Source organism: Aeromonas sp. Y318-1 (genome assembly GCF_027706125.1).
Taxonomy (GTDB): Bacteria; Pseudomonadota; Gammaproteobacteria; order Enterobacterales; family Aeromonadaceae; genus Aeromonas; species Aeromonas hydrophila.
Genome location: NZ_JAPDCM010000006.1, coordinates 164,946 through 190,700 on the forward strand (window position 1 = coordinate 164,946; position 25,755 = coordinate 190,700).

Consider the following 25,755-nt stretch of genomic DNA (forward strand, 5'->3'; position numbering starts at 1 on the left):
TTAAAAACAAATGACTGGCCAATGCACCATCAGGCACCTTGATAAAACCTTGATATCCGCCGCCCCCCTTGATGCGGCCGATGAGCGCCAGTCGACACGCCTTGATATTTTTCTGAGGGGCGCAGCGGCAGAAAGCGCGTCATTCATGACCCACCGAGTCTGGCCATGCCCGACAGACGGGTTCGCACAGCCCCCTTTGCTGGATGTTTTTGCTCTTCCCTCGGCCGTGGGCACGCTCTCGCCTTCGGCCGGTAGTGCTGGGTCGCCGCAACAGGCACCGGCTGGCGACCACAACCGTGCCGCGCTCCAGGCTCAAGACAATATCAAGACTGAGATCGAGCACCTTGAGTGCACACAGCACGGTAAACACCGGCACCAACTCGGCTGGTTCAGAGGTTCAGAGGTTCAGAGGTTCGGCGGTTCGGAGGTTCAGCGGTCCGATGCTGACGCCAAGGATGGCGGCAACCATGGCTTATGCCTGCACGGGGCAGACCTGGGATGGGGAGGGCTGAGAGATGATGTCAGGCGGTGCACCCGCCGGCGCCCCTCAGGCAACCGGCGGGGAGCGCCGCCTTGACGACAGGGCCGGGATGGCCCCGGCGGGAATCAGAACAGCTTCACCTTGCTCTGGCCAAGGGCATTGAACAGGGCCGGGGTGAGGGTTTCCATGTTGCTGTAAAAACCGAGCTGCTGGCAGAGCAGATAGGTCTGCTCGGTCGCCTCCATCAGGAAGGCCTGGCTGTAGGCATCCCCCGCCGCCTCGGGGCGGCCATCCAGCTCGGCCAGCTTGCCGCACAGAATGTGATAGAGCACGGAGCGGCCCCGGCTGGCGGCCTCGGCCAGCAGGCGGGTAGCCTCCTGCTGCTGCCCGTTCAGGATCGCCTGCAAGGTGAGGGCCTCCCAGACCCGGGCCGGCAGGGCGGCCTGATCCCGTACCACGCTGGCCAGATGGGCACCGATGCCCTGCAGGCGCTCGCTCTGGGGCGTCCCCGTCAGGGTCGCCAGCGCCTCCCCGGCCAGATAGCGCTCCGCCAGCAGCAGCGGCTGATCCGGCTGACTGGCCAGCGACTTGTCGAGCAGCTCGACGCCGCGCCTGAGGGCCACCGGATCCTGGCTGTTGATGTAGTAGTGCGCCTCCATCATGGCCATCAGCGCCCCGTCATCCGTCGGCCAGCCCATGCCGGGCAGCACGTCCGGCTGATCGAGGGCGCGCAGCAGATCCTGACTGCTCGCCTGCAACACCCCGTGCACGTTGTGACGGCTGAGCTGGTACTGGTGGCTGAACAGCACCCGGTTGGTGTTGATGTTGCGGTACTCCAGATCGAGATAGGTGCCCCCCGGCTGGCGGGAGACCCGCACGCTCAGCTCCTTGCCGGGCAGGATGCCCCCCATCAGGGTGTTGGCACCATACTGCACCCGCAGCGGTGTGGCAGCGGCCACCTCCCCCATCAGGGCGCGGGTGATACCGTCGGCCAGGCGCACATTCTCGTTGCTGCCATCCATGCCGGAGTGAAAGCGAAATACCAGCAGGTCGGGATCCAGCATGGAATGCACCTGGGGGCTGGCGTGCTGATAGCTGAGCAGGCTGACGATGGAGACCAGGATCACCGCCACGAAGACATCGAAGCCGATCATCTTCCAGCGGCTGCGGCCATCCTGGGCGTGGCTCGAAATGGCCCGGGTCAACGGGCCGGCCGGGAAGGGGGCCGCGGTGACCACGGCCTCCGCGTCCTCCTCCGCCAGCGGCGGGCTCAGATCGCTGCGGATCTCGTCACCGGCTGGCGCCATCACCACCGACACCACTTGCAGTGGCCGCACCGGCGCCACCAGCTTGTAGCCGCGCTTGGGCACGGTGACTATGTAGTCGGCGGCATCGTTGCGACCGTCTTTGAGGATCTTGCGCAGCTCGAAGATGGACTGGGTCACCACCTGATCGGTCACCTCGGCGCCATCCCACACCTCGTTGATCAGGCAGTCGCGCCCAAATACCGTACCGGCGTTGCTGGCCAGGAAGCGCAACAGATTGACCAGCCGGGGCTCGAGGTAGACCTCGCGGTCGGGACGACACAGCATGTTGTCGTCGACGCTCAGGGTCCAGTCATGGATCTCAAAAACCGATTCGCTCATGATTCACTCGCTGCAGATGGAGACGATGCACGATGAGAGTGACGTAACACCGGGGCGGCTGGACGCAGCAGGGTGCTGCACAAGACTGGGCCGCCGGGAAGGTGAACATTCCTGTGAGTCAGGCCGGGCTGGCCTGTTTACGTCCGCAGAGCGTCCTTGCGGGCATGCCGATCGGGTCGATCGGAAACAATCACTTTAAGCAAAACGGGAGCGGGATCCCACTTTTTTTGGCCACAAATCGCTGTTGAATTGATCCAACAGGGTGGTTTTGGCAAACATCGTGCCAACAGGTATCCATATGAACAGGATTTTTCACTGCCCCGCTCTCGCCCAAACTCTCGCCCAAAAAAGAAGGCCCCCGCAAAGCGGGGGCCTTCCTGCATGGTGCGACACCGAAGCGGGCTTAGCAGTAGCCGTAGCCCAGCAGGCGCTGGTAACGCTGCTCCAGCAGCTGCTCGGTCTCGAGCGGGCGCAGGGCGTTCAGATCCTGCTGAATGCGGTCTTTCAGGCGCTTGGCCATCTTTTCCACATTGCGGTGGGCGCCACCGAGCGGCTCCTCGACGATGTTGTCGATGAGTTTCAGCTCTTTCAGACGCTGGGCGGTGATGCCCATGGCATCGGCCGCGACCGGCGCCTTGTCGGCGCTCTTCCACAGGATGGAGGCGCACCCTTCCGGCGAGATGACCGAGTAGGTGGAGTACTGCAGCATGTTGACGCGATCGCCGACACCGATGGCCAGGGCGCCGCCGGAGCCGCCTTCACCAATCACGGTGCAGACTACCGGCACGGTCAGACCGGCCATCACTTTCAGGTTGCGGGCAATCGCCTCGGACTGGCCGCGCTCTTCGGCACCCACGCCAGGGTAAGCACCCGGGGTGTCGATGAAGGTGATGATCGGCATCTTGAAGCGCTCGGCCATCTCCATCAGGCGCAGGGCCTTGCGATACCCTTCCGGGCGCGGCATGCCGAAGTTGCGCTTGATCTTCTCCTTGGTCTCGCGCCCCTTCTGGTGACCGATGACCATCACCGGCTCGCCGTCGAGACGGGCGATGCCGCCGACGATGGCCTTGTCATCGGCATAGGCGCGATCGCCGGCCAGCTCGTCGAAGTCGGTGAAGATGTGCTCGATGTAGTCGAGGGTATAGGGGCGCTGGGGATGACGCGCCATCTGGGATACCTGCCAGGCCCCCAGATCGCCGAAGATCTTCTTGGTCAGCTCTTCGTTTTTCTTCTCCAGCCGACGGATCTCTTCTTTAAGATCCACGGCGTGATTGCCTTCACTCACATGACGGAGTTCGTCAATCTGCGCCTGCAACTCGGCGATCGGCTGTTCAAAATCCAGAAAAAGACTCATAGGGACTATAGATCCTCTAATCAAAAACCAATTCAACCCGCTCTCGTCCAAGCAGGACGCGCAAGTCATCTATCAGTTGATCGGTGGGCGTCACCCGCCACTCGGTACCGAGCGTCAATCGCACCCGGGAGCCGGGGCGACGATAGTTTACCTGAACCGGACAAACTCCGGCACGGGCGGGTTCCAAAATCTCGCACAAACGCGGGAAAAAACGATCATCAATCTGCTGTTCATCGAGAGAGATGCGGATCGCCCTGGCAAAACGCTCTCTCGCATCGTTGATATCCAGTAATTCACGGGCCGACATTTTAAGGCCACCGGAGAAGTCATCAAAGCTGACCTGTCCAGAAACCACCAAAATACGGTCTTTTTGCATCAATTCTTCATACTTTTCCAGCGCTTCACTGAACAGGGTCACATCGAGGCGACCGGAACGGTCGTCCAGGGTGAAGATCCCCATCTTGTTGCCACGCTTGGTCACCATGCTGCGCGCCGCAATCACCAAGCCGGCGGCCGTGGTCACGGTATCGCGGGAGGTAGGGTGCAGATCGCACAGCCGGCCCGAGGTATAACGACGCAGCTCGCCGCTGTACTGGTTGATGGGGTGACCGGTGAGGTAGAGCCCGAGGGTCTCGCGCTCCCCTTCCAGCCACACCTTGTCAGGCCAGTGCGGCACGTTGGCGAACGCCTTCTTGACGTCGTCTATCTCTTCGGTGAGCACGCCGAACATGTCGACCTGACCCACCGCCTGCGCCTTGGCATGCTGCTCGGCGGCGCGCATCGCCTCCTCCAGGGTCGCCATCAGGGCGGCGCGGTGGGGGCCGAGCCGGTCCATGGCGCCGGAGAGGATCAGCTTCTCCATCACCCGCTTGTTGAGCTTCTTGATGTCGACCCGGTTGCAGAAGTCGAACAGATCGCGGAACGGGCCGTCCCGATCCCGCGCTTCCAGGATCGCATCGATGGGGCCTTCCCCCACCCCCTTCACCGCGCCGATGCCGTAGACGATATGACCGTCTTCGTTGACGCTGAAGCGGTAGCGACCGGTGTTGACGTCCGGCGGGATCACGGTCAACCCCATCCGCTGGCACTCGTCCACCAGGGTCACTATCTTGTCGGTGTTGTCCATGTCGGCGGTCATCACCGCCGCCATGAACTCCGCCGGGAAGTGGGTCTTGAGCCAGAGGGTCTGGTAGGAGACCAGCGCATAGGCGGCGGAGTGGGATTTGTTGAAGCCGTAGCCTGCAAACTTTTCCACCAGATCGAAGATCTTCATCGCCAGCTCGCCGTCGACGCCGTTCTTGACCGCGCCCTCCTCGAAGCCGGCCCGCTGCTTGGCCATCTCTTCGGGTTTTTTCTTGCCCATCGCCCGGCGCAGCATGTCCGCGCCACCCAGCGTATAACCCGCCAGGGTCTGGGCAATCTGCATCACCTGCTCCTGGTAGAGGATGATGCCGTAGGTGGGTTCCAGGATCGGCTGCAGACTCTCGTGCTGCCACTTCTCGTCCGGATAGGAGATGGCCTCCTTGCCGTGCTTGCGCTCGATGAAGTTGTCCACCATGCCCGACTGCAGCGGGCCCGGGCGAAACAGCGCCACCAAAGCGATCATGTCTTCGAAGCAGTCAGGCTGCAGCCGCTTGATGAGATCCTTCATGCCGCGGGATTCCAGCTGGAATACCGCAGTGGTCTCGTAGCGCTGCAGCAGGTCGAACGAGCGCTTGTCGTCAATGGGGATGGCGGCGATGTCGACCGGCGGCTTGCCCTCTTTGGCAAGGCGCGGGTTTATCATGCCGAGCGCCCAGTCGATGATGGTGAGCGTGCGCAGGCCGAGGAAGTCGAACTTCACCAGCCCGGCGTACTCCACGTCGTTCTTGTCGAACTGGGTGACCGGGTGATGGCCTTCGTCATCACAGTAGAGCGGCGCGAAGTCGGTGATCTTGGTGGGCGCGATCACCACGCCACCGGCGTGCTTGCCGGCGTTGCGCACCACCCCTTCAAGGCGGCGCGCCATGTCGATGAGGTCCTTGACCTCCTCGTCCTGCTCGTAGAGTTCGGGCAGCTTGGGTTCGGCCTCGAACGCCTTGGCGAGCGTCATGCCCGGATCCGGCGGAATGAGCTTGGAGATGCGATCCACAAAACCGTAGGCGTGGCCCAGCACCCGGCCCACGTCCCGCACCACCGCCTTGGCCGCCATGCTGCCGAAGGTGATGATCTGCGATACCGCTTCCCGGCCGTACATCTCGGAGACGTGGTCGATCACCTCATCGCGCCGATCCATACAGAAGTCGACATCGAAGTCGGGCATGGAGACCCGCTCGGGGTTCAGGAAACGTTCGAACAGCAGGTCAAACTCCAGCGGATCCAGATCGGTGATCTTGAGGGCGTAGGCCACCAGGGAACCCGCCCCCGAGCCCCGGCCCGGGCCAACGGGGATGCCGTTGTCCTTGGACCACTGGATAAACTCCATCACGATGAGGAAGTAACCCGGGAAGCCCATCTGGTTGATCACTTTGAGCTCGATGTCGAGCCGCTCGTCATACTCGGGACGACGCTCGGCCCGCACCGCCGGCTCCGGGAACAGGAATTCGAGCCGCTCCTCCAACCCCTCTTTCGACTTCATGACCAGGAAGTCTTCGGTGGTCATGTCACCGGTCGGGAAGTTGGGCAGGAAGTATTCGCCGAGGCGCACCGTCACGTTGCAGCGCTTGGCGATCTCCACCGTGTTCTCCAGCGCCTCGGGGATGTCGGCAAACAGCTCCGCCATCTCCTCCTGGCTGCGCAGATACTGCTGCGGGCTGTAGCGGCGCGGCCGGCGCTTGTCCATCAGGGTGTAGCCGTCGTGGATGGCGACCCGGATCTCGTGGGCATCGAAGTCATCGGCGGTGAGGAACACCACCTCGTTGGTGGCCACCACCGGCAGCGCAAACTCGGTGGCAATCGCCACCGCCATGTGCAGGTAGACCTCTTCATCGGGGCGGCCGGTACGCAGCAGCTCCAGGTAATAGGCGTCGGGGAAGTGGGTCTGATAGAAGGCGAGACACTGCTCGGTCATCTGCCGGTTGCCCTTGAGCAGGAACTTGCCCACGTCCCCCTCGCGCCCGCCGGAGAGCACGATCACCCCCTTGGCATGCTCGGCCAGCCAGGCCTTGTCGATGACCGGGCGCCCCTGCACGTGACCACGCTGATAGCCGCGGGAGATGAGCAAGGTGATGTTCTGGTAGCCATCGTTGTCCATGGCGAGCAGGGTGAGGCGGAACTGCTCGTCGCCAAGCTCGTCACTCTGCACCCAGAAGTCTGCCCCGACGATGGGCTTGACGCCCTTGCCGTGGGCGGCGCCGTAGAAGCGCACCAGGCCGCACATGTTCATCTGGTCGGTCAGCGCCAGCGCCGGCATGTTGTTGGCCGCCGCCGCGCCGACGATGGGATTGATCTTCTGCAGGCCGTCGACCATGGAGAAGTCGGAGTGGACCCGCAGGTGGATAAAACGGGGTTCAGCCATCGTCATCCCCTCTCGTTGCTCGGACTAAATTGCATGGTCTATTCGATCCCCAGTGCGCGACGCACCGGTTTGAAACTTTTGCGATATTCGGGCAGCGGGCCGCGCTCGGCCAGGATGGCGAGGTGCTCCGCAGTCGGATAGCCCTTGTGACGGGCAAAACCGTACTCGGGATGACGGCTGTCCAGTTCGGTCATCTCCGCATCGCGAGTCACCTTGGCCAGGATGGAGGCGGCGCTGATGGCAGCCACCAGGCTGTCGCCCTTGACCACGGCGCGCGCTTCCATTGGCAATGCCGGACAGCGATTGCCATCGATAAAGACCAGCTCGGGCGCGATGGAGAGCCCCGCCACGGCGCGTTGCATCGCCAGCATGGTGGCGTGCAGGATGTTGAGCTCGTCGATCTCCGCCGGGCTGGCACGGCCGACGGACCAGGCCAGCGCCTTCTCTTTGATCTCGTCAAACAGGGCGAGGCGCTTCTTCTCGGAGAGCTTCTTGGAGTCGTTCAGCCCGATGATGGGATTGGCCGGGTCAAGAATCACCGCGGCGGTGACCACGTCACCCACCAGCGGGCCACGGCCCACCTCGTCCACACCGGCAACCAGCCTGTCGTCAGGAATATCGATCATCATCTTGTAGCCTTGAATCAAAACAGGCCCCGCAGGGCCTGGCGTCACGTTGGCGCAGCCCCTGCGGCCGCCCGGAAGTTATCTGCCGAGCAGCTCGGCCACCGCTTCGGCCGCCTGCTGATCCGCGTTGCAGCGGATGAGCTGATGGAGCTCGGTGAAGGTATTCACCAGCGCGCTGTTGTCGTGCTCGAAGAACTTGCTCACCTCGACCACCAGATTCTCCGGGGTGCATTCGTACTGGATGAGCTCGGGCACCAGCATGCGACCGGCCAGCAGGTTGGGCAGGGAGACGAATTCGGTCTTCACCAGCCGCTGGGCCAGCCAGTAGCTGAACGGCTTGAGCTTGTAGCCCACCACCATCGGCTTTTTCACCAGCATGGCTTCAAGCGCCGCGGTGCCGGAGGCCAGCATCACCACGTCGGCGGCGATCATCGCCTCGCGGCCCTGCCCTTCCAGCAGCACCATGTCGAGATCCGGTGCCAGCTCGGCCTTGATGGCCAGGAACTGCTCGCGCCGCTTCTGGTTGACCAGCGGCACGATGAAACCGAGATCCGGATAGCGCACCGTCAGGTGCTTGCAGGCCTCGAGAAACAGGGGCGACATAAAGCCCACCTCGGCACTGCGACTGCCCGGCAGCACCGCCAGCCAGCGCCGGTTGGCGTCGATACCGAGGGTTCTGCGTACCGCGGCCTGATCCGGCACCAGCGGAATGTCGTCCGCCATGGTGTGGCCGACGAAACGGCAAGGGGCATCGAAGCGGTCGTAGAAGGCTTTCTCGAACGGCAGGAAGGCGAGCACCATGTCGGTGGCGGCCTTGATCTTGTGAATGCGGTTCTGGCGCCAGGCCCACACCGAGGGGCTGACGTAGTGAACCGTCTTGATACCGGCGCGGCGCAGTTTGAGCTCCACCCCGATATTGAAATCCGGTGCATCCACCCCGATGAAGATGTCGGGCGGATTGGCGATAAAGTGGCGCAGCAGTTCGCGGCGGACCTTGAGAATGCGCGGCAGACGGCCCAGCACCTCGGTGATCCCCATGACGGAAAGTTCTTCCATCTCGAACAGCGCCTTCACACCGAGGGCCTGCATGCGCGGCCCGGCGATCCCTTCGAACTGCGCGTCCGGGTAGCGGGCCTGCAGCTCGCGCACCAGGCCGGCAGCCAGAATGTCGCCGGAAACCTCTCCGGCGACGATACCGATGCGAACGGGATCAGGCACGGATGATCCCGCGCTCGTTGTCTTTGAGGAAATCCACGTAGAGCTGGATGGCCGGCTCGCTGGCCGCCATCTCAGTCAGCACCGGCAGCACCTCTTCGATGGTCTTGCCGGAGCGGAAGATCTCCTTGTAGGCGCGCTTGACGGCGGAGATGGCCTCAGCACTGAAACCGCGGCGACGCAGCCCCTCGGAGTTGACCCCGAACGGTTTGGCGTAGTTGCCGGCGGCCATCACGTAGGGCGGCACATCCTTGTTCAGGGCGGCGCAGCCACCGACGAAGGCGTGGGAGCCGACGCGGCCGAACTGGTGGATCGCGGAGAGACCGCCGAAGATCACGAAATCGCCGATCACTACGTGGCCCGCCAGGGTCGCGTTGTTGGCGAAGATGCAGTTGTCACCGATGATGCAGTCGTGGGCAACATGGACGTTGACCATGAACAGGTTGCCGCTGCCGATCCTGGTCAGGGACTGATCCTGGATGGTACCGCGGTGCACGGTGCAGTTCTCGCGAAAGACGTTGTTGTCGCCGATCTCGAGGAAGGTGCGCTCACCGGCGTACTTCTTGTCCTGGCAATCCTCACCGATGGAGGTGTGCTGGAAGATCTTGTTGCCGCGACCAATCTTGGTCGGGCCCTTGATCACCACATGGGAACTGACCCAGGTGTTGTCGCCGATTTCCACCTCGGCACCGATGACAGAAAAGGGGCCGATTTCAACCCCTTTACCGATGACGGCAGACTCATGGACGACGGCAGTATCGTGAATGATGGCAGTCTGGTCGATCACGTGTGTTAAACCTCGCGTTTGGCGCACATCAGCTCGGCGGTACAGACCACTTCACCGTTGACCGTGGCCACACCGGTGAACTTGGCGATACCGCGACGCTCTTTCAGGAATTCCACGTCGAGCACCAGCTGATCGCCGGGGCCCACCGGGCGCTTGAAACGAGCGTTGTCGATTGAGGCAAAGTAATAGAGTTCGTTGGGAGACGGCTTGCCCACCATGGTAAACGCCAGGATACCGGTGGCCTGTGCCATGGCTTCCAGGATCAGCACGCCGGGGAACACCGGCTTGGCCGGGAAGTGGCCCTGAAAGATCGGCTCGTTGAACGAGACGTTCTTGATGGCACGCAAGGTCTTGCGCTCATCGCTGATCTCGTAGTTTTCCACCTTGTCCACCATCAGGAACGGATAACGGTGGGGCAGCAGATCCATTATTTCCTGGATACCCAGGCTCTTCTTTTCAGTAGTCAAAACAGTACCCTATACCAATCGTGATTATTCTTGGTCCAGCTTCTTCTCAAGCTTGCTCAACCGCTTGTGCATCTCTTCGATACGCATCACCCGGGCGGCGGTCTTGCGCCACTCTTTATTGGTTTGCAGGGGGATGCCGGAAGAGTAGACACCGGGCTCGGTAATGGGTCGCATCACCATGGCCATGCCGGTAACGGTGGCCTGGTCGCAGATCTCCATGTGCCCGTTAAAGACGGAGGCGCCGCCAATGATACAGTATTTGCCGACCTTGAGACTACCTGCCATCACGGTGGAGCCCGCCACGGCGGTGCCGTAGCCGATCTCGACGTTGTGGGCGATCTGGCACTGGTTGTCGATGATGACGTTGTCAGCGATGCGGGTATCTTCCAGCGCGCCGCGGTCGATGGTGGTGCAGGCACCGATCTCGACCCGGTTGCCGATGGTCACGCCGCCGAGCTGGGGGATCTTGATCCACTCGCCACGCTCGTTGGCATAACCAAACCCATCGGCCCCGATCACTGTGCCGGATTGAACCAGACAGTCGGTGCCCATGGTGATGTTGTGATACAGGGTGACGTTGGCCCACAACCGGGAGCGAGCTCCCAGTCGGGTATTCTTGCCAACGAAACAGCCCGGACCGATGCGCACATCATCCCCCAGCACCACGCCGGATTCGATCACCGCATTGGCCCCGATGGCCACTCTCTCGCCCAGTTGCACGTCCGCCGCGATGACGGCGCTCGGATGGATATCCGTGGCCGGCTGCGGGGTGGTGTCCAGCAGTTGGGCAACCCGGGCAAAGCCCACATAGGGGTCTTTGAGCACCAGGGCATTGGTGGGACAAAATGGCAGATCCGCTTCTGTGATGAGCACGGCGGTCGCCTTGCTCTGCTCCAGATAATGCCGGTACTTTTTATTGGACAGGAAGGTGATATCCCCCTCCCCGGCCTTTTCCAGTGTCGCTACCTTGCGGATTTCCAGGGTTCCGTCGCCATGGACCTGGGCCCCCAGTTGCTGGGCCAGCTGTGCGAGAGTGAATGCCATCAATTAGTTGCTCTTGCTTACCTGAGAAATAACCTGGGCAGAGATGTCCAGCTTGCTGGCGGCATACGGGGCGGCGTTGCGCTCCAGCACCAGATCGTAACCATTGCTCTTGGCGATGGAATCGATGGCAGCCTGTACCTTGGTCAGGATCTTGTTGCGCTCTTCGGACTGACGGCGACCGTTGTCCTGTTCAAACGCCTGACGCTTCTGGTTGAACTCCATCTGCAGCTTGGCCAGCTTCTCCTGGTTCTGCTTCTTCTGCTCGGCGCTCATGAAGGCTTCGTCCTTCTTGAACTTCTCGACCAGTTTCTGACCGTCGGATTCCAGCTTCTGCAGCTCACGCATACGCGGCTCGAATTCGCCTTTCAGCTTCTTGGAGACTGCTTCACGCTGGGGCAGCTTTTGGAATACTTCGCCCATGTCGACCACGGCGATCTTGGTCTCGGCCAAGGCGGAGCCCATGCCGGCAGCCATCAGTGCAAAACTCAAACCAGCTACTTTCAACGCTTTATTCACACTTACTCCTTGTTCCCTCATGTGAGGGCTACCTGATTTACCTGATTATGCAAGTGGTACCCGGACCGACTTGTTACCTGGTGAGGCACGCAAGCTGCGCGTCCCATCATTGAATACCCCCACCGCTGGGTGGGGGCAGAGTCCGTCCTTAGAAGGTACGGCCGATGTTGAATGAGAAGAACTCGGTCCGGTCGCCCTCGTACTGCTTGAGCGGACGGGCAATCGCGAACACCAGCGGGCCCATCGGGGAGAGCCACTGCAGCGACAGACCGGCCGAGGCGCGGTAGTTGGTCGGATCCGAATAATCGCTCAGATAGTTGCAGCCGCTGAAGCAACGGTTGCGGTACTGGTCATAGTCGAAGGTGGTATCCCACACGGAACCGGCATCGATGAAGAAGCTGGTCCGCAGTTGCGGCTGATAAGTCTCGGACGCAAACGGTGTCGGCACTATCATCTCGAGGGAGGCGACCGCCAGGGCGTTGCCGCCCACCGAGCTGTCGGTACCCTGGATGACGTCGTTGCCGCTCAGGTTGTAGTAGTAGAGCGCCTTCGGACCCACGGTATTGCTCTTGAAGCCGCGCAGGGTATCGAAACCACCGGCGAAGTAGTTCTCGAAGAACGGCAATACGTGGTCATAGCTGCCGTTGCTGCCGTAGCCGTTGCCGTAGGAGGCACGCGCCTTGGCCATCAGCACCCACTTGTGATCCGCATCGAACGGGAAGTAGTGCGCGTCTTCGGCGTTGAGCTTGAAGTACTGCAGATCCATGCCCGGCACGGTCACCTTGGCGTTGACCCGCTGACGGTCACCGGCGGTCGGGAACTGGCCCTTGTTGAGGGTGGAACGGGTCCAGCCGGCGGTGACGTCGACGGTGTTGAACACCATGCGGTTGTCGCCATCCTTGTTCTCGCTGTACACCTTCCAGAACTCATCCACCTGCAGATAGGGGTTGGGCTGGGACAGTTTGTTGTTTTCGACCCCGAGGCTGAAGTCGAGACGGTTGTTCTCGTTGACCGGGAAACCACTGGAGAGGCGGAAGCCGATGGTGGTGTTCTCGTAGTCCACGATGTTGGCGTCGGCCGCACTGAACTGGTTGTAGTAGAGACGACCGCCCAGGCTGACCCCGTCCACGGTGAAGTAGGGATCGTTGTAGCTGAGGTCGACGCTCTTGGAGTACTTGTTGGTACTGGCGGAGATGCCGATCTTCTTGCCGGTCCCCATGAAGTTGTCCTGCTGCAGGCCCGCCTGCAGACTCAGGCCAGATTCGGTACCGTAGCCCACGCCGGCGTTGATGGAACCAGCCGGCTGCTCCTTGACCTTGAAGTCCAGATCGACCTGGTCATCGCTGCCCGGCACCCGCTTGGTATCCACTTCGGCGGTTTCGAAGAAGCCGAGGCGGTTAAGACGGGTCTTGGACTGCTCGACGCTGTCGGAAGAGAGCCAGGTGCCCTCCATCTGACGCATCTCGCGGCGCAGCACTTCGTCCTTGGTGGTGACGTTGCCGCTGAAGTTGATGTTGCGCACATAGACGCGGGGGCCCGGCTCGATGTTGACGATGAGCTCCACTTCCTTGGTCTTATCATTGACCTGCGGGAAGGTGACCACTTTCGGGTAGGCGTAGCCGTAGCGACCGAGGAACTTGGAGAGCACCTCTTCGGTGTGGGTCACCTGGCTGGCAGAGTAGATGCTGCCGGTCTCGATGGGAATGAGCCCCTTCATCTCGCCGCCGCGATCGATCAGATCGCCCTTGAGCTGGATGCCGGACACCTTGTATTGATCCCCTTCCTTGACGTTGAGGGTGACGTAGACCCCCTTCTTGTCCGGGGTCATGGAGACCTGGGTCGACTCCTGGGTAAAGCGGATGTAGCCGCGGTCCATGTAGTAGGAGCGCAGGGTTTCGATGTCGCCGGCCAGCTTCTGCTTCTGGTAACGCTGGTCACCGGTGAAGTTCCACCAGGGCACGTCGTCCTTGAGGGAAAGCTGAGCCAGCAGCTTCTCTTCCGGGAACACGTTGTTGCCGACGATGTTGATCTGCTGGATCTTGGCCGCCTCCCCTTCCACGAAGGTGAACTTGAGGTCGACCCGGTTGCGCGGCAGCGGGGTGACGATGGCCTTGACCTTGGCGGAGTATTTGCCCACGCCGTAGTAGAAATCTTCCAGCCCCTTCTCGAGGGAGCTCAGCACGGTGCGATCCAGCGGATCACCCACCCGGATGCCGGAGGACTCCAGGCTCTGGGTCAGCTGCTCTTCCTTGATATCCTTGTTGCCGGAGAACTCGATGCTGGAGATGGTCGGCCGCTCTTTGACCGCCACTTGCAGCACCTGGCCGTCGCGGTAGACCTTGACGTCCTCGAAGTTGCCGGAGGCATAGAGCTTCTTGATGGCGTTGGCCAGCGTCACGGAATCGACGGAATCGCCCACCCGGATCGGCAGGTTCAGCAGGGCGGCACCCAGGGTCACCCGCTGCAGACCTTCAACCTGAATATCTTGCACCACAAAAGAGGCAGGGGCCGCCTGGGCCAGGAAACTGGCACCCAGCAGGCAACTCAACACCAATGCTTTTTTAACAGCCATTTTGTTCTTATGTGTCCTTGTTGATGCTCTGGCCTCAGAGGCGAGCGAAATCATTAAACAGCGCAATACCCATCAGTAACATCAGAATGGCGGCGCCAATCCGGAAACCCACTTCCTGAATTTTTTCTGATACCGGCTTGCCGGTGACCGCCTCGATGAGGAAGTAGACCAGATGGCCACCGTCCAGCACCGGCAGGGGGAACAGGTTGATGATCCCCAGGTTGACGCTGATCAGCGCCAGAAAGCCGAGAAAGTAGACCAGACCGTAGTCGGCACTGCTGCCCGCGCCCTTGGCAATGGAGATGGGGCCGCTCAAATTGTCCAGCGAGACGATGCCACCGATCAGCTTGCCGATCATGTCGAAGGTCAGGGTGGTCAGGCTCCAGGTCTTCTGGGCGCCCTGCCACAGGGCTTGCAAAGGCCCATACTGTAACAGAATCCGATACTCATCCGGTAATGGAACCAGTTGCGGCGACAGGCCGACGAAACCGACCAGCTGGCCCCGCACCTTCTTGGCATCCGGCGTCAGGGTCAGGGTCAGCTCGCTGCCCGCCCGCTCGACGGTCACCTCAAGCGGCTGCTGGGGCGACTGCTGCACCTGGTGGACAAACTGGGCCCACTCGGTGATCTCCTGCTCCCCTACCCGCTTGATGCGATCGCCCGCCTGAACGCCGGCCTTCTCGCTGGCGCTCGCGGCCACCACCGCATCGACCACCGGCAGCACCTTGCCACCGAGCGGCACTATGCCCAGGCTGCCGATGGGAGACTCCTTGTCGGGGTCAAACTTCCAGCCGGCCAGCTGCAGGGTCTTGTCCACCGCATAGCTGGTGTTGGCCGCCTTGAGCTTGAGCTGGACCGAGTCATCGCCAAGGTGGCTGATGAGGGCATAGGTCACGCTCTCCCAGTCACCGGTCTCCTCGCCGCCGACGCCGACGATCTCCATGCCGGGCTCCACCCCGGCCGCCGCCACGATGGAGGCGGGACGCACCTCGCCCACCACGGGTTTGACGGCGGGCACGCCGATCATGAACATCAGCCAGAGGGCGAACAGGGCAAACACGAAGTTGGCCATGGGGCCGGCAGCGACGATGGCCATCCGCGCCCAGACGCTCTTGTGATTGAAGGCGTATTGCTCGTCACCGGGCTTGAGCTCGTCCACCCGGCCGTCCAGCATCTTGACGTAACCGCCGAGGGGGATCAGGGCCAGCACGTACTCGGTGCCATCCTTGCCGAGCCGACGCCAGATGGCCTTGCCGAAACCGATGGAGAAACGTTCCACCTTGACACCGCAGCGACGGGCCACCCAGAAGTGGCCGAATTCATGTACCGCAACCAGCAGCCCGAGGGCGACGATAAAGGCACCGATGTTCCACAACACACCGCCCATCAGTCCATCACCTCGCTTTCATGCATGGTCCTGTCTCCGACAATCAGGGTGAAGGCAGCACAATGCCACGAAACAGCTCTCATCAGCTAAGCTCCTCAATCAAATTGTGAGCACGGGCACGGGCCGCCCCATCCAGCGCAATCAAATCGTCCAGCGAACCGGCCGCCGTGCCGCCCAGGGCGAGCATGGTGGCCTCATTGACTCTGGCAATATCCATAAAACCGATCCGCTCTGCAAGGAAAGCTGCCACGGCCTCCTCGTTGGCGGCATTGAGGGCCGTGGTTGCGGCCTGCCCCTGCTGACAGGCATGCATGGCAAGCTGCAGGCAGGGATAGCGCTCATAGTCGGGACGGATAAAGCTGAACTCTCCGACACTGAAGAAATCCAAAGGTTCCACACCGGACTCGACTCGAGCCGGATAGGCCAGCGCGTGGGCGATGGGGGTGCACATGTCCGGATTGCCGAGCTGGGCCAGCACGGAGCCATCCTTGTACTGCACCATGGAGTGAATCACCGACTGGGGATGGATCACCACCTGGATCTGCTCGGGCGCCGCGTTGAACAGCCAGCGTGCCTCGATATACTCCAGCCCCTTGTTGATCATAGTGGCGGAGTCGACCGAGATCTTGGCCCCCATGGACCAGTTGGGATGGGCGATGGCCTGAGCCGGGGTGACGCGGGCCAGCTCAGCGATGTCGGTATAACGGAACGGGCCGCCGGAGCCGGTCAGCAGGATCTTGCTGATCCCCGCTCCCGCCAGGTCACAAAAGCCCGGCTGGCGCTGGATGGCCTCGGGCAGGCACTGGAAAATGGCGTTGTGTTCGCTGTCGATGGGCAGCAGCTCGGCCCCGTGCTCGCGCACCGCCTCCATGAAGAAGGCGCCGGACATCACCAGGGCCTCCTTGTTGGCCAGCAGGATGCGCTTGCCGGCACGCACGGCAGCCATGGTGGGCGCAAGCCCGGCGGCGCCGACGATGGCGGCCATCACGCTGTGGGCATCGGGGTGAGCGGCCACTTCGCACAGAGCGGCCGGGCCAGCCATGACGCGAGTCGCGCTGCCGTGGGTCTTCAGTTGAGCGGCCAGCTCGCTGGCGGCGGCCTCGTCCACCATGACGGCGAAGCGGGGAGAGAATTCGAGGCAGTCGCGCAGCATGGCCTCCACGCTGCGGGCTGCCGTCAGCGCCAGCACCTGCCAGCGCCCCGGATTGTGCCGCAGTACCTTGAGCGTACTCTGACCAATGGAGCCGGAGGCTCCCAGAATCACCAGGTTATGCATCAAAACTCCCGCTGTATGACGAATGGATGGCGCCCGCCGCAGGCAAACGCATCAGGCTGAGCATCAAAACTCCTGGCTGAGCAGCAGATAGCTGAGCAGGAACACCGGCAGCGCGGCGGTCAGGCTGTCGATCCGATCGAGGATGCCACCGTGGCCAGGCAGCAGGGTGCCTGAATCCTTGATGCCGGCTTCGCGCTTGAACATGCTCTCGGTGAGATCGCCGAGCACCGAGGCCAGCACCGCCAGCAAGGAGCAGAACAGCACGATGGCCATCTTGGCGGGCACGAAGCCCATGAACCAGGTCACCCCGACCGCCAGCAGGCTGGCGGTAAACAGGCCGCCACACATGCCTTCGATGGTTTTGCCGGGGCTCACGGCCGGCGCCAGCTTGTGTTTGCCGAACGCCTTGCCGAAAAAATACGCGCCAGAATCTGCCGCCCAGACCAGTCCCATCACGAACAGCAGGATCCAGGCCCCCATCATGGGGTCGTGATAGAAGTTGTAACCACGGATGGCCACCAGGGACCAGAAGAAGGGGACCAGGGTCACCAGGCCGAACAGGGACTTGAGCCAGATGGACTCCTTCCACAGCTTGGCGCTCTGGGGGTAGCGCAACACCAGCAGCAGCCCCAGCAGCCACCAGCTGACGGCGGTCCAGAGCACGCCCATCACCAGCGGATGCAGATGAGGAGTCCACAGCTGCTCCACCGGCAGCCAGAACAGGCTGGCCCCGAGCAGCAGGCAGTACACCAGCGGCAGCCACTGCTGTGGCTTGGCAGAGACGAAGCCGCTCCACTCGCGGCTGGCCAACAGAAATACCAGGGATGCCAACAGGGCAAAGAATTTCAACGGCAGAAAAAACAGCGCCCCCAACACCAGGGGAACCAGTAGCAATGCGGTAATAATTCGTTGTTTTAGCAAAAGAAGCCTCTCTCTTGGGAGGGGGGTTAGCCGGTCTGTTGCTCGGCGATCAATTCCCGGATCTGTTCACCCGTGCAGCCGAAACGACGCTCACGGGCCACGAAGGAGGCAACGGCCTCGCTGAACTCGGCCTCGTTGAAATCAGGCCACAGCACCGGGGTAAAATAGAGCTCGGCATAGGCGAGCTGCCATAACACAAAATTGCTGATGCGATGATCGCCCCCGGTACGGATCAGCAGATCCACCGGCGGCAGATCGGCCATGCATACCTCGCGGCCAAGCATAGCTTCATCTATCTGGTCGGCAGCCAGTTCCCCGCTCGCCACGGCACGGGCCAGCTTGCGGGCCGCCTGGGCGATGTCCCACTGGCCACCATAATTGGCGGCGATATTGAGGGTCAGCCCCTGATTGTTGGCGGTCAGCGCCTCTGCCTTGGCAATCTTGGCCTGCAGACGCTCGCTGAAACGGGCGGTATCGCCGATCACCTTGAGCCGGATACCGTTGCTGTGCAGTTTCTTGACCTCACGACCCAGCACCGTCATGAACAGCTCCATCAGGGCACTGACCTCCCCTTCCGGGCGACGCCAGTTCTCGCTGGAAAACGCAAACAGGGTCAGCGCTTCTATTTTGGCTCGCGCAGCAAAGGTTACTGCTTCACGAACAGACTTCACACCTGCCTTGTGGCCATAGACCCGCATCTTGCCACGGTTCTGGGCCCAGCGTCCGTTGCCGTCCATGATGATGGCGACGTGACGAGGCAAGGACGAATTGGCGCAATCACCTACGGCTGCCAAAAGCGACATTCATTTCTCCCACAAAGACAAAAGCGCCGTGCAGGGGCACTACACGGCGCTCGTAATATACCTGTCAGAGGCTTAGATTTCCATTAGCTCCTTTTCCTTCAGGGCCAGTGCTTCGTCTACCAGCTTGATGAAGGAATCGGTCAGCTTCTGGATCTCTTCCTGAGCACGACGGTCGTCGTCTTCGGAGATCTCTTTGTCTTTGAGCAGCGCTTTCAGGTCGGCGTTGGCATCGCGACGGATGTTGCGCACGGCAACCCGGGCACCTTCCGCTTCGGCACGCACGATCTTGGTCAGGTCGCGGCGACGCTCTTCGGTCAGCGGCGGCAGCGGCACGCGCAGGGTCTGGCCGTTGCTGGACGGGTTGAGGCCCAGATCGGAGGTCAGGATGGCCTTTTCCACCGCCTGGATCATGGAGCGGTCAAAGATGGAGATGGAGAGGGTGCGGGCATCTTCAGCCACCACGTTGGCCAACTGTTTCAGAGGAGTGGCCGCACCGTAATACTCCACCTGGATACCGTCGAGCAGGCTCGGGTGAGCACGGCCGGTACGGATCTTGGACATCTGGGTCTTGAGCGACTCTACGCTCTTGGCCATGCGGTCCTTGGCGTCGTTTTTAATCTCGTTGATCACAGTGGTTTTCCTTTTGGCGAACGAGCCGTCAACCGGCCCGTATCTATCTTATTGGCTGGCGTCATGGACAAACGAGCCGAAGCTCACGCTTGTCTCACTTGCTGACGTGATGGATCAGGGTACCTTCCGGCTCGCCCATGATCACCCGACGCAGCGCACCCGGCTTGTTCATGTTGAACACCCGGATCGGCAGATCGTGGTCGCGGGCCAGAGTAAAAGCAGCAAGATCCATTACTTTGAGTTCTTTTTCAAGAACTTCATCATAACTCAGTTCATGGCACAGCACGGCATCCGGGTTCTTGACCGGATCGTCGGTGAACACGCCATCGACCTTGGTGGCCTTGAGCACGACGTCAGCTTCGATCTCGATCCCGCGCAGACAGGCCGCAGAATCGGTAGTGAAGAAGGGGTTGCCGGTACCGGCGGAGAAGATCACCACCTTGCCGGCGCGCAGCTGGCTGATGGCTTCGGCCCAGACATAGGAGTCACAGATGCCTTGCAGGGAGATGGCAGACATCAGACGGGCATTCACATAAGCACGATGCAGGGCATCACGCATGGCCAGACCGTTCATCACGGTAGCCAGCATACCCATGTGGTCGCCCACCACGCGGTTCATGCCCGCCTTGGCAAGACCGGCACCACGGAACAGGTTGCCGCCACCGATGACCAGACCGACCTGAACACCCAGCTCAACCAGTTCTTTGATCTCTTGGGCCATCCGATCCAGCACCGCCGGATCAATGCCAAAACCCTCGGATCCTTGCAGGGCTTCACCACTCAACTTCAGAAGAACACGTCTGTATGCAGGCTTGGGATTGGTACTCATGTCACTGATTCCTGGTCATATAAAGACCGCGACATAAGTCGCGGTCTGGGGAAACGGAAAAACCGGTTCGATTAGGCCTTTTGAGCGGCCGCGATTTGGGCTGCAACTTCCGCAGCGAAATCGGTCTCTTGCTTCTCGATGCCTTCGCCCACTTCGAAACGGGTGAAGGAAACAACGTCAGCGCCTTCTTTCTTCAGCAGCTCGGCAACGGTCATGGAAGGATCTTTCACGAACGGTTGACCAGTCAGGGAAACCTCACCGGTGAACTTCTTCATGCGACCTTCAACCATTTTCTCGGCGATCTCTTTCGGCTTGCCAGAGTTGATGGCGATGTCGATCTGGATTTCGCGCTCTTTGGCAACGACTTCGGCAGATACATCTTCCGGCTTGACGAATTGCGGGCTGTTGGCAGCAACGTGCATGGCCAGATCTTTGGCCAGCTCGTCGGAACCACCGGCCAGCTTGGTGATAACACCGATGCGGGAGCCGTGAACGTAGGTGCCCAGGTTGTCACCTTCAACCAGCATCACGCGACGCAGGTTCATGTTCTCACCGATCTTGGCGATCAGGTTGGTGATGGTCAGCTCAACGGACTCGCCGTTGCCGAAGTCGGCGGCTTTCAGCGCGTCAACGTCAGCGATCTTCTGGGTAGCGGCGATTTCAACGATTTTCTGACCCATGGCCAGGAAGCCGGCATCCTTGGAAACGAAGTCAGTCTCGCAGTTCAGCTCGATCATGACGGCAACGTTGCCTTCGGTACGGGCGAAGATCACACCTTCAGCGGCGATACGGCCAGCTTTCTTGGCGGCTTTGGCCTGACCGGATTTGCGCATGTTTTCGATAGCCAGTTCGATATCACCGTTGGCTTCTTCCAGTGCTTTTTTGCAATCCATCATGCCAGCGGCGGTGCGCTCGCGCAGTTCTTTTACCAGGGCGGCAGAAATGTTTGCCATGTCCAGTATCCTCGGTCTTGAATTGACAAGAAACAGGGGCCACAAGGGCCCCTGCTAACCAATTACATCAGCTTGGTTAATAAGGGCTTTGCAGTCCTTATCAATTACTCAGCTTCAACGAAGCCATCTTGTTCGGCTTGAACAACGATGTCCTGAGCGCGAGCTTCCAGTACGGTGTCAGCAGCAGCATTCAGGTACAGCTGAACGGCACGGATAGCGTCGTCGTTACCCGGGATGACATAGTCAACGCCGTCCGGGTTGGAGTTGGTATCAACGATGGAAACTACCGGGATACCCAGGTTGTTGGCTTCTTTGATAGCGATGTGCTCGTGGTCGGCATCGACAACGAACAGAACGTCAGGCAGGCCGCCCATGTTCTTGATACCACCCAGGCTCTTCTCCAGCTTTTCCATTTCGCGAGTACGCATCAGCGCCTCTTTCTTGGTCAGCTTGTCGAAGGTACCGTCTTGGCTCTGGGTTTCCAGATCTTTCAGGCGCTTGATGGACTGACGAACGGTTTTCCAGTTGGTCAGCATGCCGCCCAGCCAGCGGTGGTTAACATAGAACTGGTCGCAACGCTCAGCGGCTTCTTTTACGGCTTCAGACGCGGCACGCTTGGTACCTACGAACAGTACCTTGCCCTTCTTGGCAGCTACGGAGCTGATGAAGTTCATGGCATCGTCAAACATCGGAACGGTTTTTTCCAGGTTGATGATGTGAACCTTGCTGCGGGCACCGAAGATGTAGGATTTCATTTTCGGGTTCCAGTAACGAGTCTGGTGACCGAAGTGAACGCCGGCTTGCAGCATGTCGCGCATAGAAACTTTAGCCATTTTATACCTCTATTGGGGTTAGGCCTCCACACATCCCATATAACCGACCCGTTAAGGCACCCCGGCATATGTGTCGATGTGTGTGTGTTGTTTAAGTAAGGGTGATGGCATGAGGACACAAGTTCCCCATTCCGGCGCGCTTTATACCATAACTTTGGTCAGGACACCACCAGCCGAACCGCTAAAAATGGATCCCTGAGCAGCATGCTGAAGCGCCGATTTGACGCTGTGATGACAATCACACTGGAAGTAAACAGGGGTTGGGGATAAAATTTTGGCCTGATTGCAAACGCATCTATTTTTCATTACCTGATTGCCGGACATCGATAGATGCGCGATCAGGTCCCAAGAGAGATCCCATGTCCATTAAAATCAAGACACCGGAAGAGATTGAAAAGATGCGCGTTGCCGGCCAACTGGCCGCCGATGTGCTGGTCATGATCGCCCCCCACGTCAAGGCGGGCGTCACTACCGACGAACTGAACACCCTCTGCCACGACTACATCGTCGACGTGCAGCAGGCCATCCCTGCGCCGCTCAACTACCACGGCTTCCCCAAATCCATCTGCACCTCGGTGAACGATGTGATCTGTCACGGCATCCCAAACCACAAGAAATTGCGGGAAGGGGACATCATCAACCTGGACATCACCGTCATCAAGGATGGCTACCACGGCGATACCTCGGCCATGTTCATCGTGGGTGAGACCACCCCGCTGCGCCGTCAGCTGTGCAAGGTCGCCCAGGAGAGCCTCTACGCCGCCATCAAGCAGGTGCGTCCGGGCATGTGCATCACCGAGATCGGCGCCGTGATCCAGCCCATCGTCGAGAAGGCCGGTTTCTCCGTGGTGCGCGACTACTGTGGCCACGGCATCGGGGCCGAGTTCCACGAGGAGCCGCAGATCCTGCACTATCGCAACGGCGGCAAGCAGGAGCTCAAGCCGGGCATGTGCTTCACCATCGAGCCCATGGTCAACAGCAAGAAATACCACTGCAAGGTCAATCCGAAGGATGGCTGGACCGTGACCACCAAGGACGGCGGCGACTCCGCCCAGTGGGAACACACCCTGCTGGTGACCGAAGATGGCTGCGAGGTGCTGACCCTGCGCCCGGATGACACTATCGACCGTCTCATCAAACACGGTTAACATCAAACCCCGGCCTCCCGCCGGGGTTTTGTTTTTATCAGCCGCGAACCCGTGCGAAAACAGCGCACATGCGTGCGACAGTAGAGTGTGAGACGCCATGGATGCCAGCCTGCTTTCCCCCCACCTGTTACCCGACGCTCAGCTCACCCGCGAGAACTGCAAGGAGTACCTGAGCCGTTTTCTCGGCTGGCTGCACGCCCGTTTCGATGCCGGTGACAACATCATCGAACTGGTGGCTACCCGCTCCGAATACATGGACGAGCTGCTGACCCGGTTGTGGCAAAAGTTCGGCTTCGACAAGACGGAGCTCACCCTGATCGCGGTGGGCGGCTATGGCCGCGGTGAACTGCACCCCCACTCCGACATCGACCTGCTGATCCTCTATGAAGGGGACGAGCTGGACGAGGTGCTGGGGCTGCGCATCGGCGAATTCATTACCCTGCTGTGGGATCTCAAGCTGGAGGTGGGCCAGGCGGTGCGCAACGTGGCCGAGTGCCTCGAGCAGGGACGCGGCGACATCACGGTCGCCACCAACCTCATCGAGGCGCGCTACATCACCGGCCGCGAGGCGGGCTTCCAGCAGCTCAAGGAGGCCACCGGCCCCCAGCTCTTCTGGCCAAGCGAGCAGTTCTTCAAGGCCAAACGCGAAGAGCAAGCCCAGCGCCACCAGCAGTTTCTCGGCACCGCCTACAAGCTGGAGCCGGACCTCAAGAGCAATCCCGGTGGCCTGCGCGACATCCAGACCCTGGCCTGGGTGGCTCGCCGCCACTTCGGCGCCACCACCCTGTTCGAGATGACCAGCCACGGCTTTCTCAACCGGGCCGAGTATCGCGAGCTGCTCGATTGCCAGAACTTTCTGTGGAAGGTGCGCTTCGCCCTGCACATGGCCATCAACAAGGGCGACAACCGGCTGCTGTTCGATCGCCAGCGTACCGTGGCCCAGATGCTGGGCTTCGAGGGAGAAGGCAATACCCCGGTCGAGCAGATGATGAAGCGCTTCTACCAGACGGTGCGGCGGGTCTCCGAGCTCAACGAGATGCTGCTGCAGCTGTTTGACGAGGCGATCCTCGGCAACACCGCCATGGACGTGCGCCGCCTCTCCGACGAGTTCCAGCTGCGCGGGCGCCTCATCGATGCGGTGGATTCCGAGCTGTTCGGCCGCGAGCCCGCCGCCATCCTGCGCCTCTTCTACCAGATAGCCCAGCACCCGGAGATTGCCGGCATCCACTCCGCCACCCTGCGCCAGCTGCGCGAGGCGCGCCGCAAGCTCAACTGCTGGCTGCAGGACTTGCCGGAATGCCGCCGCCTGTTCATGGCGCTGCTGCGCCACCCCAACGGCATCGGCCAGCCGCTCACCCTGATGCACAAGTACGGCATCCTGGCGGCCTACCTGCCGCAGTGGAACCTCATCGTCGGCCAGATGCAGTTCGACATGTTCCATGCCTACACGGTGGATGAACACACCCACCGGCTGCTCAAGAACATCCATCAGTTTCCCAACCCGGCCAGCCGTCAGACCCACCCGCTCTGCCACGAGGTGTTCACCCGGCTGCGCAAGCCCGAGCTGCTCAGCATCGCCGCCCTGTTCCACGACATCGCCAAGGGGCGACGTGGCGATCACTCAGAGCTCGGCGCCGTCGATGCGCTGGAGTTCTGCCAGCTGCACGGCCTGGATCGCTACGAGAGCCGGCAGGTCGCCTGGCTGGTGCGCCACCATCTGCTGATGTCGGTCACCGCCCAGCGCCGCGACATCTATGACCCCGAGGTGGTCACCGACTTTGCCCAGAAGGTGCGCGACGAGCAGCACCTCGACCTGCTCTACTGCCTGACCGTGGCCGATATCTGCGCCACCAACGACACCCTCTGGAACGATTGGAAGGGCACCCTGCTGCGCGAGCTCTACTTCGCCACCCAGAAGGCGTTGCGCCAGGGGCTGGAAAACCCGCCCGACATGCGCCTCAAGATCCGCGAGAATCAGCGCCAGGCCAAGCAGATCCTGGCCCAGCGCGACGTGTCGGAGGAGGCCATCAACCAGCTCTGGAGCGACTTCAAGGCCGACTACTTCCTGCGCCACACGCCGGAGCAGATCGCCTGGCACTGCCGCAAGATCATCGAACACGGCGACAACCCGGCGCCGCTGGTGATCATCGGCAAGCACCCGACCCGCGGCGGCAGCGAGGTGTTCATCTATTGTCGCGACACCCCGAATCTGTTCGCCACCGTGGCCTCGGCGCTGGATCAGAAGAACCTCAACATCCACGATGCCCAGATCATGAATTCGCGCAGCGACTACGTGCTCGATACCTTCGTGGTGCTCGAGCCCAACGGCGAGCCCATCAGCCCCAACCGCACCGCCACCATCAAGAAGGCGCTGGAGAAGGCGTTGCAGGAGCCGGGCAAGCTGGTGCTGCGCAGCAAGCCCCTGTCACGGCGCCACCGCCAGTTCAGCGTGCCGACCCGGGTGGTCTTTCTGCCCCACAAAGGGGAGACCCGCCACACCCTGCTGGAGCTGACCGCGCTCGATACCCCGGGGCTGCTGGCCCGCATCGGCGCCGTGTTCCAGCAGTGCGGCCTGTCGCTCCATGCCGCCAAGATCACCACCATCGGCGAGCGGGTGGAGGACTTTTTCAGCCTCACCACCCTGGCCGGCGAACCGTTGACCCAGGCCGAGCAGCAGGCGCTGGAGGAGCGGCTGGTTAACCAGCTCAACCCGCAAGAGTCGGCCGATGATGAGGGCAGGCCGGGCCTGTGAAGGCTTCACAAGACGCCGA

The 25,755-nt window shown here is 61.2% G+C and carries 20 protein-coding genes; 2 read left to right on the forward strand and 18 right to left on the reverse strand.

Features of this window, described 5'->3' with window-relative positions; all coding sequences use genetic code 11:
* Window positions 1-606: 606 nt before the first annotated feature.
* From cadC to rpsB, 18 genes are all read right to left on the reverse strand, one after another.
* On the reverse strand, window positions 607-2,127 hold the full coding sequence (gene cadC / locus OKB87_RS10990) for a lysine decarboxylation/transport transcriptional activator CadC (protein ID WP_270827439.1): 1,521 nt from the start codon (window positions 2,125-2,127) through the stop codon (window positions 607-609).
* 403 nt (window positions 2,128-2,530) lie between these two features.
* Window positions 2,531-3,481 carry an acetyl-CoA carboxylase carboxyl transferase subunit alpha gene (gene accA / locus OKB87_RS10995; protein ID WP_016349878.1) on the reverse strand — a complete coding sequence of 317 codons (951 nt, stop codon included), beginning with the start codon at window positions 3,479-3,481 and terminating at the stop codon, window positions 2,531-2,533.
* A 16-nt stretch (window positions 3,482-3,497) separates the two neighbouring features.
* Window positions 3,498-6,977 carry a DNA polymerase III subunit alpha gene (gene dnaE / locus OKB87_RS11000; protein ID WP_045791069.1) on the reverse strand — a complete coding sequence of 1,160 codons (3,480 nt, stop codon included), beginning with the start codon at window positions 6,975-6,977 and terminating at the stop codon, window positions 3,498-3,500.
* A 38-nt stretch (window positions 6,978-7,015) separates the two neighbouring features.
* Window positions 7,016-7,606: a ribonuclease HII gene (gene rnhB, locus OKB87_RS11005; RefSeq protein ID WP_161799362.1), complete on the reverse strand. Its 591-nt coding sequence runs from the start codon at window positions 7,604-7,606 to the stop codon at window positions 7,016-7,018.
* Between the two features lie 75 nt (window positions 7,607-7,681).
* Entirely contained in the window at window positions 7,682-8,821 is a 1,140-nt protein-coding gene (gene lpxB / locus OKB87_RS11010; RefSeq protein ID WP_270827441.1) for a lipid-A-disaccharide synthase, read from the reverse strand.
* Window positions 8,814-9,605 (reverse strand): acyl-ACP--UDP-N-acetylglucosamine O-acyltransferase, encoded by a 792-nt coding sequence (gene lpxA / locus OKB87_RS11015; protein WP_080756291.1) that lies wholly within the window; start codon window positions 9,603-9,605, stop codon window positions 8,814-8,816. Before lpxA ends, lpxB begins: the two co-directional genes overlap by 8 nt.
* A gap of 5 nt (window positions 9,606-9,610) precedes the next feature.
* Window positions 9,611-10,072, reverse strand: coding sequence for a 3-hydroxyacyl-ACP dehydratase FabZ (gene fabZ, locus OKB87_RS11020; RefSeq protein WP_010634777.1), 462 nt, complete (start codon window positions 10,070-10,072; stop codon window positions 9,611-9,613).
* A 24-nt stretch (window positions 10,073-10,096) separates the two neighbouring features.
* A complete protein-coding gene (gene lpxD, locus OKB87_RS11025; protein WP_011705102.1) occupies window positions 10,097-11,116 on the reverse strand; it encodes a UDP-3-O-(3-hydroxymyristoyl)glucosamine N-acyltransferase in 1,020 nt (339 codons plus the stop codon).
* Between the two features lie 3 nt (window positions 11,117-11,119).
* Complete coding sequence (locus tag OKB87_RS11030) at window positions 11,120-11,632, reverse strand: OmpH family outer membrane protein (RefSeq protein ID WP_011705101.1); 513 nt, start codon at window positions 11,630-11,632, stop codon at window positions 11,120-11,122.
* Between the two features lie 148 nt (window positions 11,633-11,780).
* On the reverse strand, window positions 11,781-14,204 hold the full coding sequence (gene bamA, locus OKB87_RS11035; protein WP_270827442.1) for an outer membrane protein assembly factor BamA: 2,424 nt from the start codon (window positions 14,202-14,204) through the stop codon (window positions 11,781-11,783).
* A 34-nt stretch (window positions 14,205-14,238) separates the two neighbouring features.
* A complete protein-coding gene (rseP, locus tag OKB87_RS11040; RefSeq protein WP_016349871.1) occupies window positions 14,239-15,591 on the reverse strand; it encodes a sigma E protease regulator RseP in 1,353 nt (450 codons plus the stop codon).
* Between the two features lie 82 nt (window positions 15,592-15,673).
* Entirely contained in the window at window positions 15,674-16,867 is a 1,194-nt protein-coding gene (ispC, locus tag OKB87_RS11045; protein ID WP_060388760.1) for a 1-deoxy-D-xylulose-5-phosphate reductoisomerase, read from the reverse strand.
* A gap of 63 nt (window positions 16,868-16,930) precedes the next feature.
* Window positions 16,931-17,788 carry a phosphatidate cytidylyltransferase gene (locus OKB87_RS11050; RefSeq protein ID WP_005303453.1) on the reverse strand — a complete coding sequence of 286 codons (858 nt, stop codon included), beginning with the start codon at window positions 17,786-17,788 and terminating at the stop codon, window positions 16,931-16,933.
* Window positions 17,789-17,814: 26 nt separating this feature from the next.
* Window positions 17,815-18,591 carry a polyprenyl diphosphate synthase gene (gene uppS / locus OKB87_RS11055; protein ID WP_011705097.1) on the reverse strand — a complete coding sequence of 259 codons (777 nt, stop codon included), beginning with the start codon at window positions 18,589-18,591 and terminating at the stop codon, window positions 17,815-17,817.
* A 72-nt stretch (window positions 18,592-18,663) separates the two neighbouring features.
* Complete coding sequence (gene frr, locus OKB87_RS11060; protein WP_011705096.1) at window positions 18,664-19,221, reverse strand: ribosome recycling factor; 558 nt, start codon at window positions 19,219-19,221, stop codon at window positions 18,664-18,666.
* A gap of 94 nt (window positions 19,222-19,315) precedes the next feature.
* A complete protein-coding gene (pyrH, locus tag OKB87_RS11065) occupies window positions 19,316-20,050 on the reverse strand; it encodes a UMP kinase (RefSeq protein ID WP_011705095.1) in 735 nt (244 codons plus the stop codon).
* 71 nt (window positions 20,051-20,121) lie between these two features.
* Window positions 20,122-21,003: a translation elongation factor Ts gene (gene tsf, locus OKB87_RS11070; protein WP_016349867.1), complete on the reverse strand. Its 882-nt coding sequence runs from the start codon at window positions 21,001-21,003 to the stop codon at window positions 20,122-20,124.
* 104 nt (window positions 21,004-21,107) lie between these two features.
* Entirely contained in the window at window positions 21,108-21,836 is a 729-nt protein-coding gene (gene rpsB / locus OKB87_RS11075; protein WP_005303470.1) for a 30S ribosomal protein S2, read from the reverse strand.
* Window positions 21,837-22,195: 359 nt separating this feature from the next.
* On the opposite strand from rpsB, the gene map reads away from it, so the two are divergent.
* A complete protein-coding gene (map, locus tag OKB87_RS11080; RefSeq protein ID WP_011705093.1) occupies window positions 22,196-22,984 on the forward strand; it encodes a type I methionyl aminopeptidase in 789 nt (262 codons plus the stop codon).
* A 97-nt stretch (window positions 22,985-23,081) separates the two neighbouring features.
* Window positions 23,082-25,736: a bifunctional uridylyltransferase/uridylyl-removing protein GlnD gene (glnD, locus tag OKB87_RS11085; protein ID WP_270827443.1), complete on the forward strand. Its 2,655-nt coding sequence runs from the start codon at window positions 23,082-23,084 to the stop codon at window positions 25,734-25,736.
* Window positions 25,737-25,755: the final 19 nt, after the last annotated feature.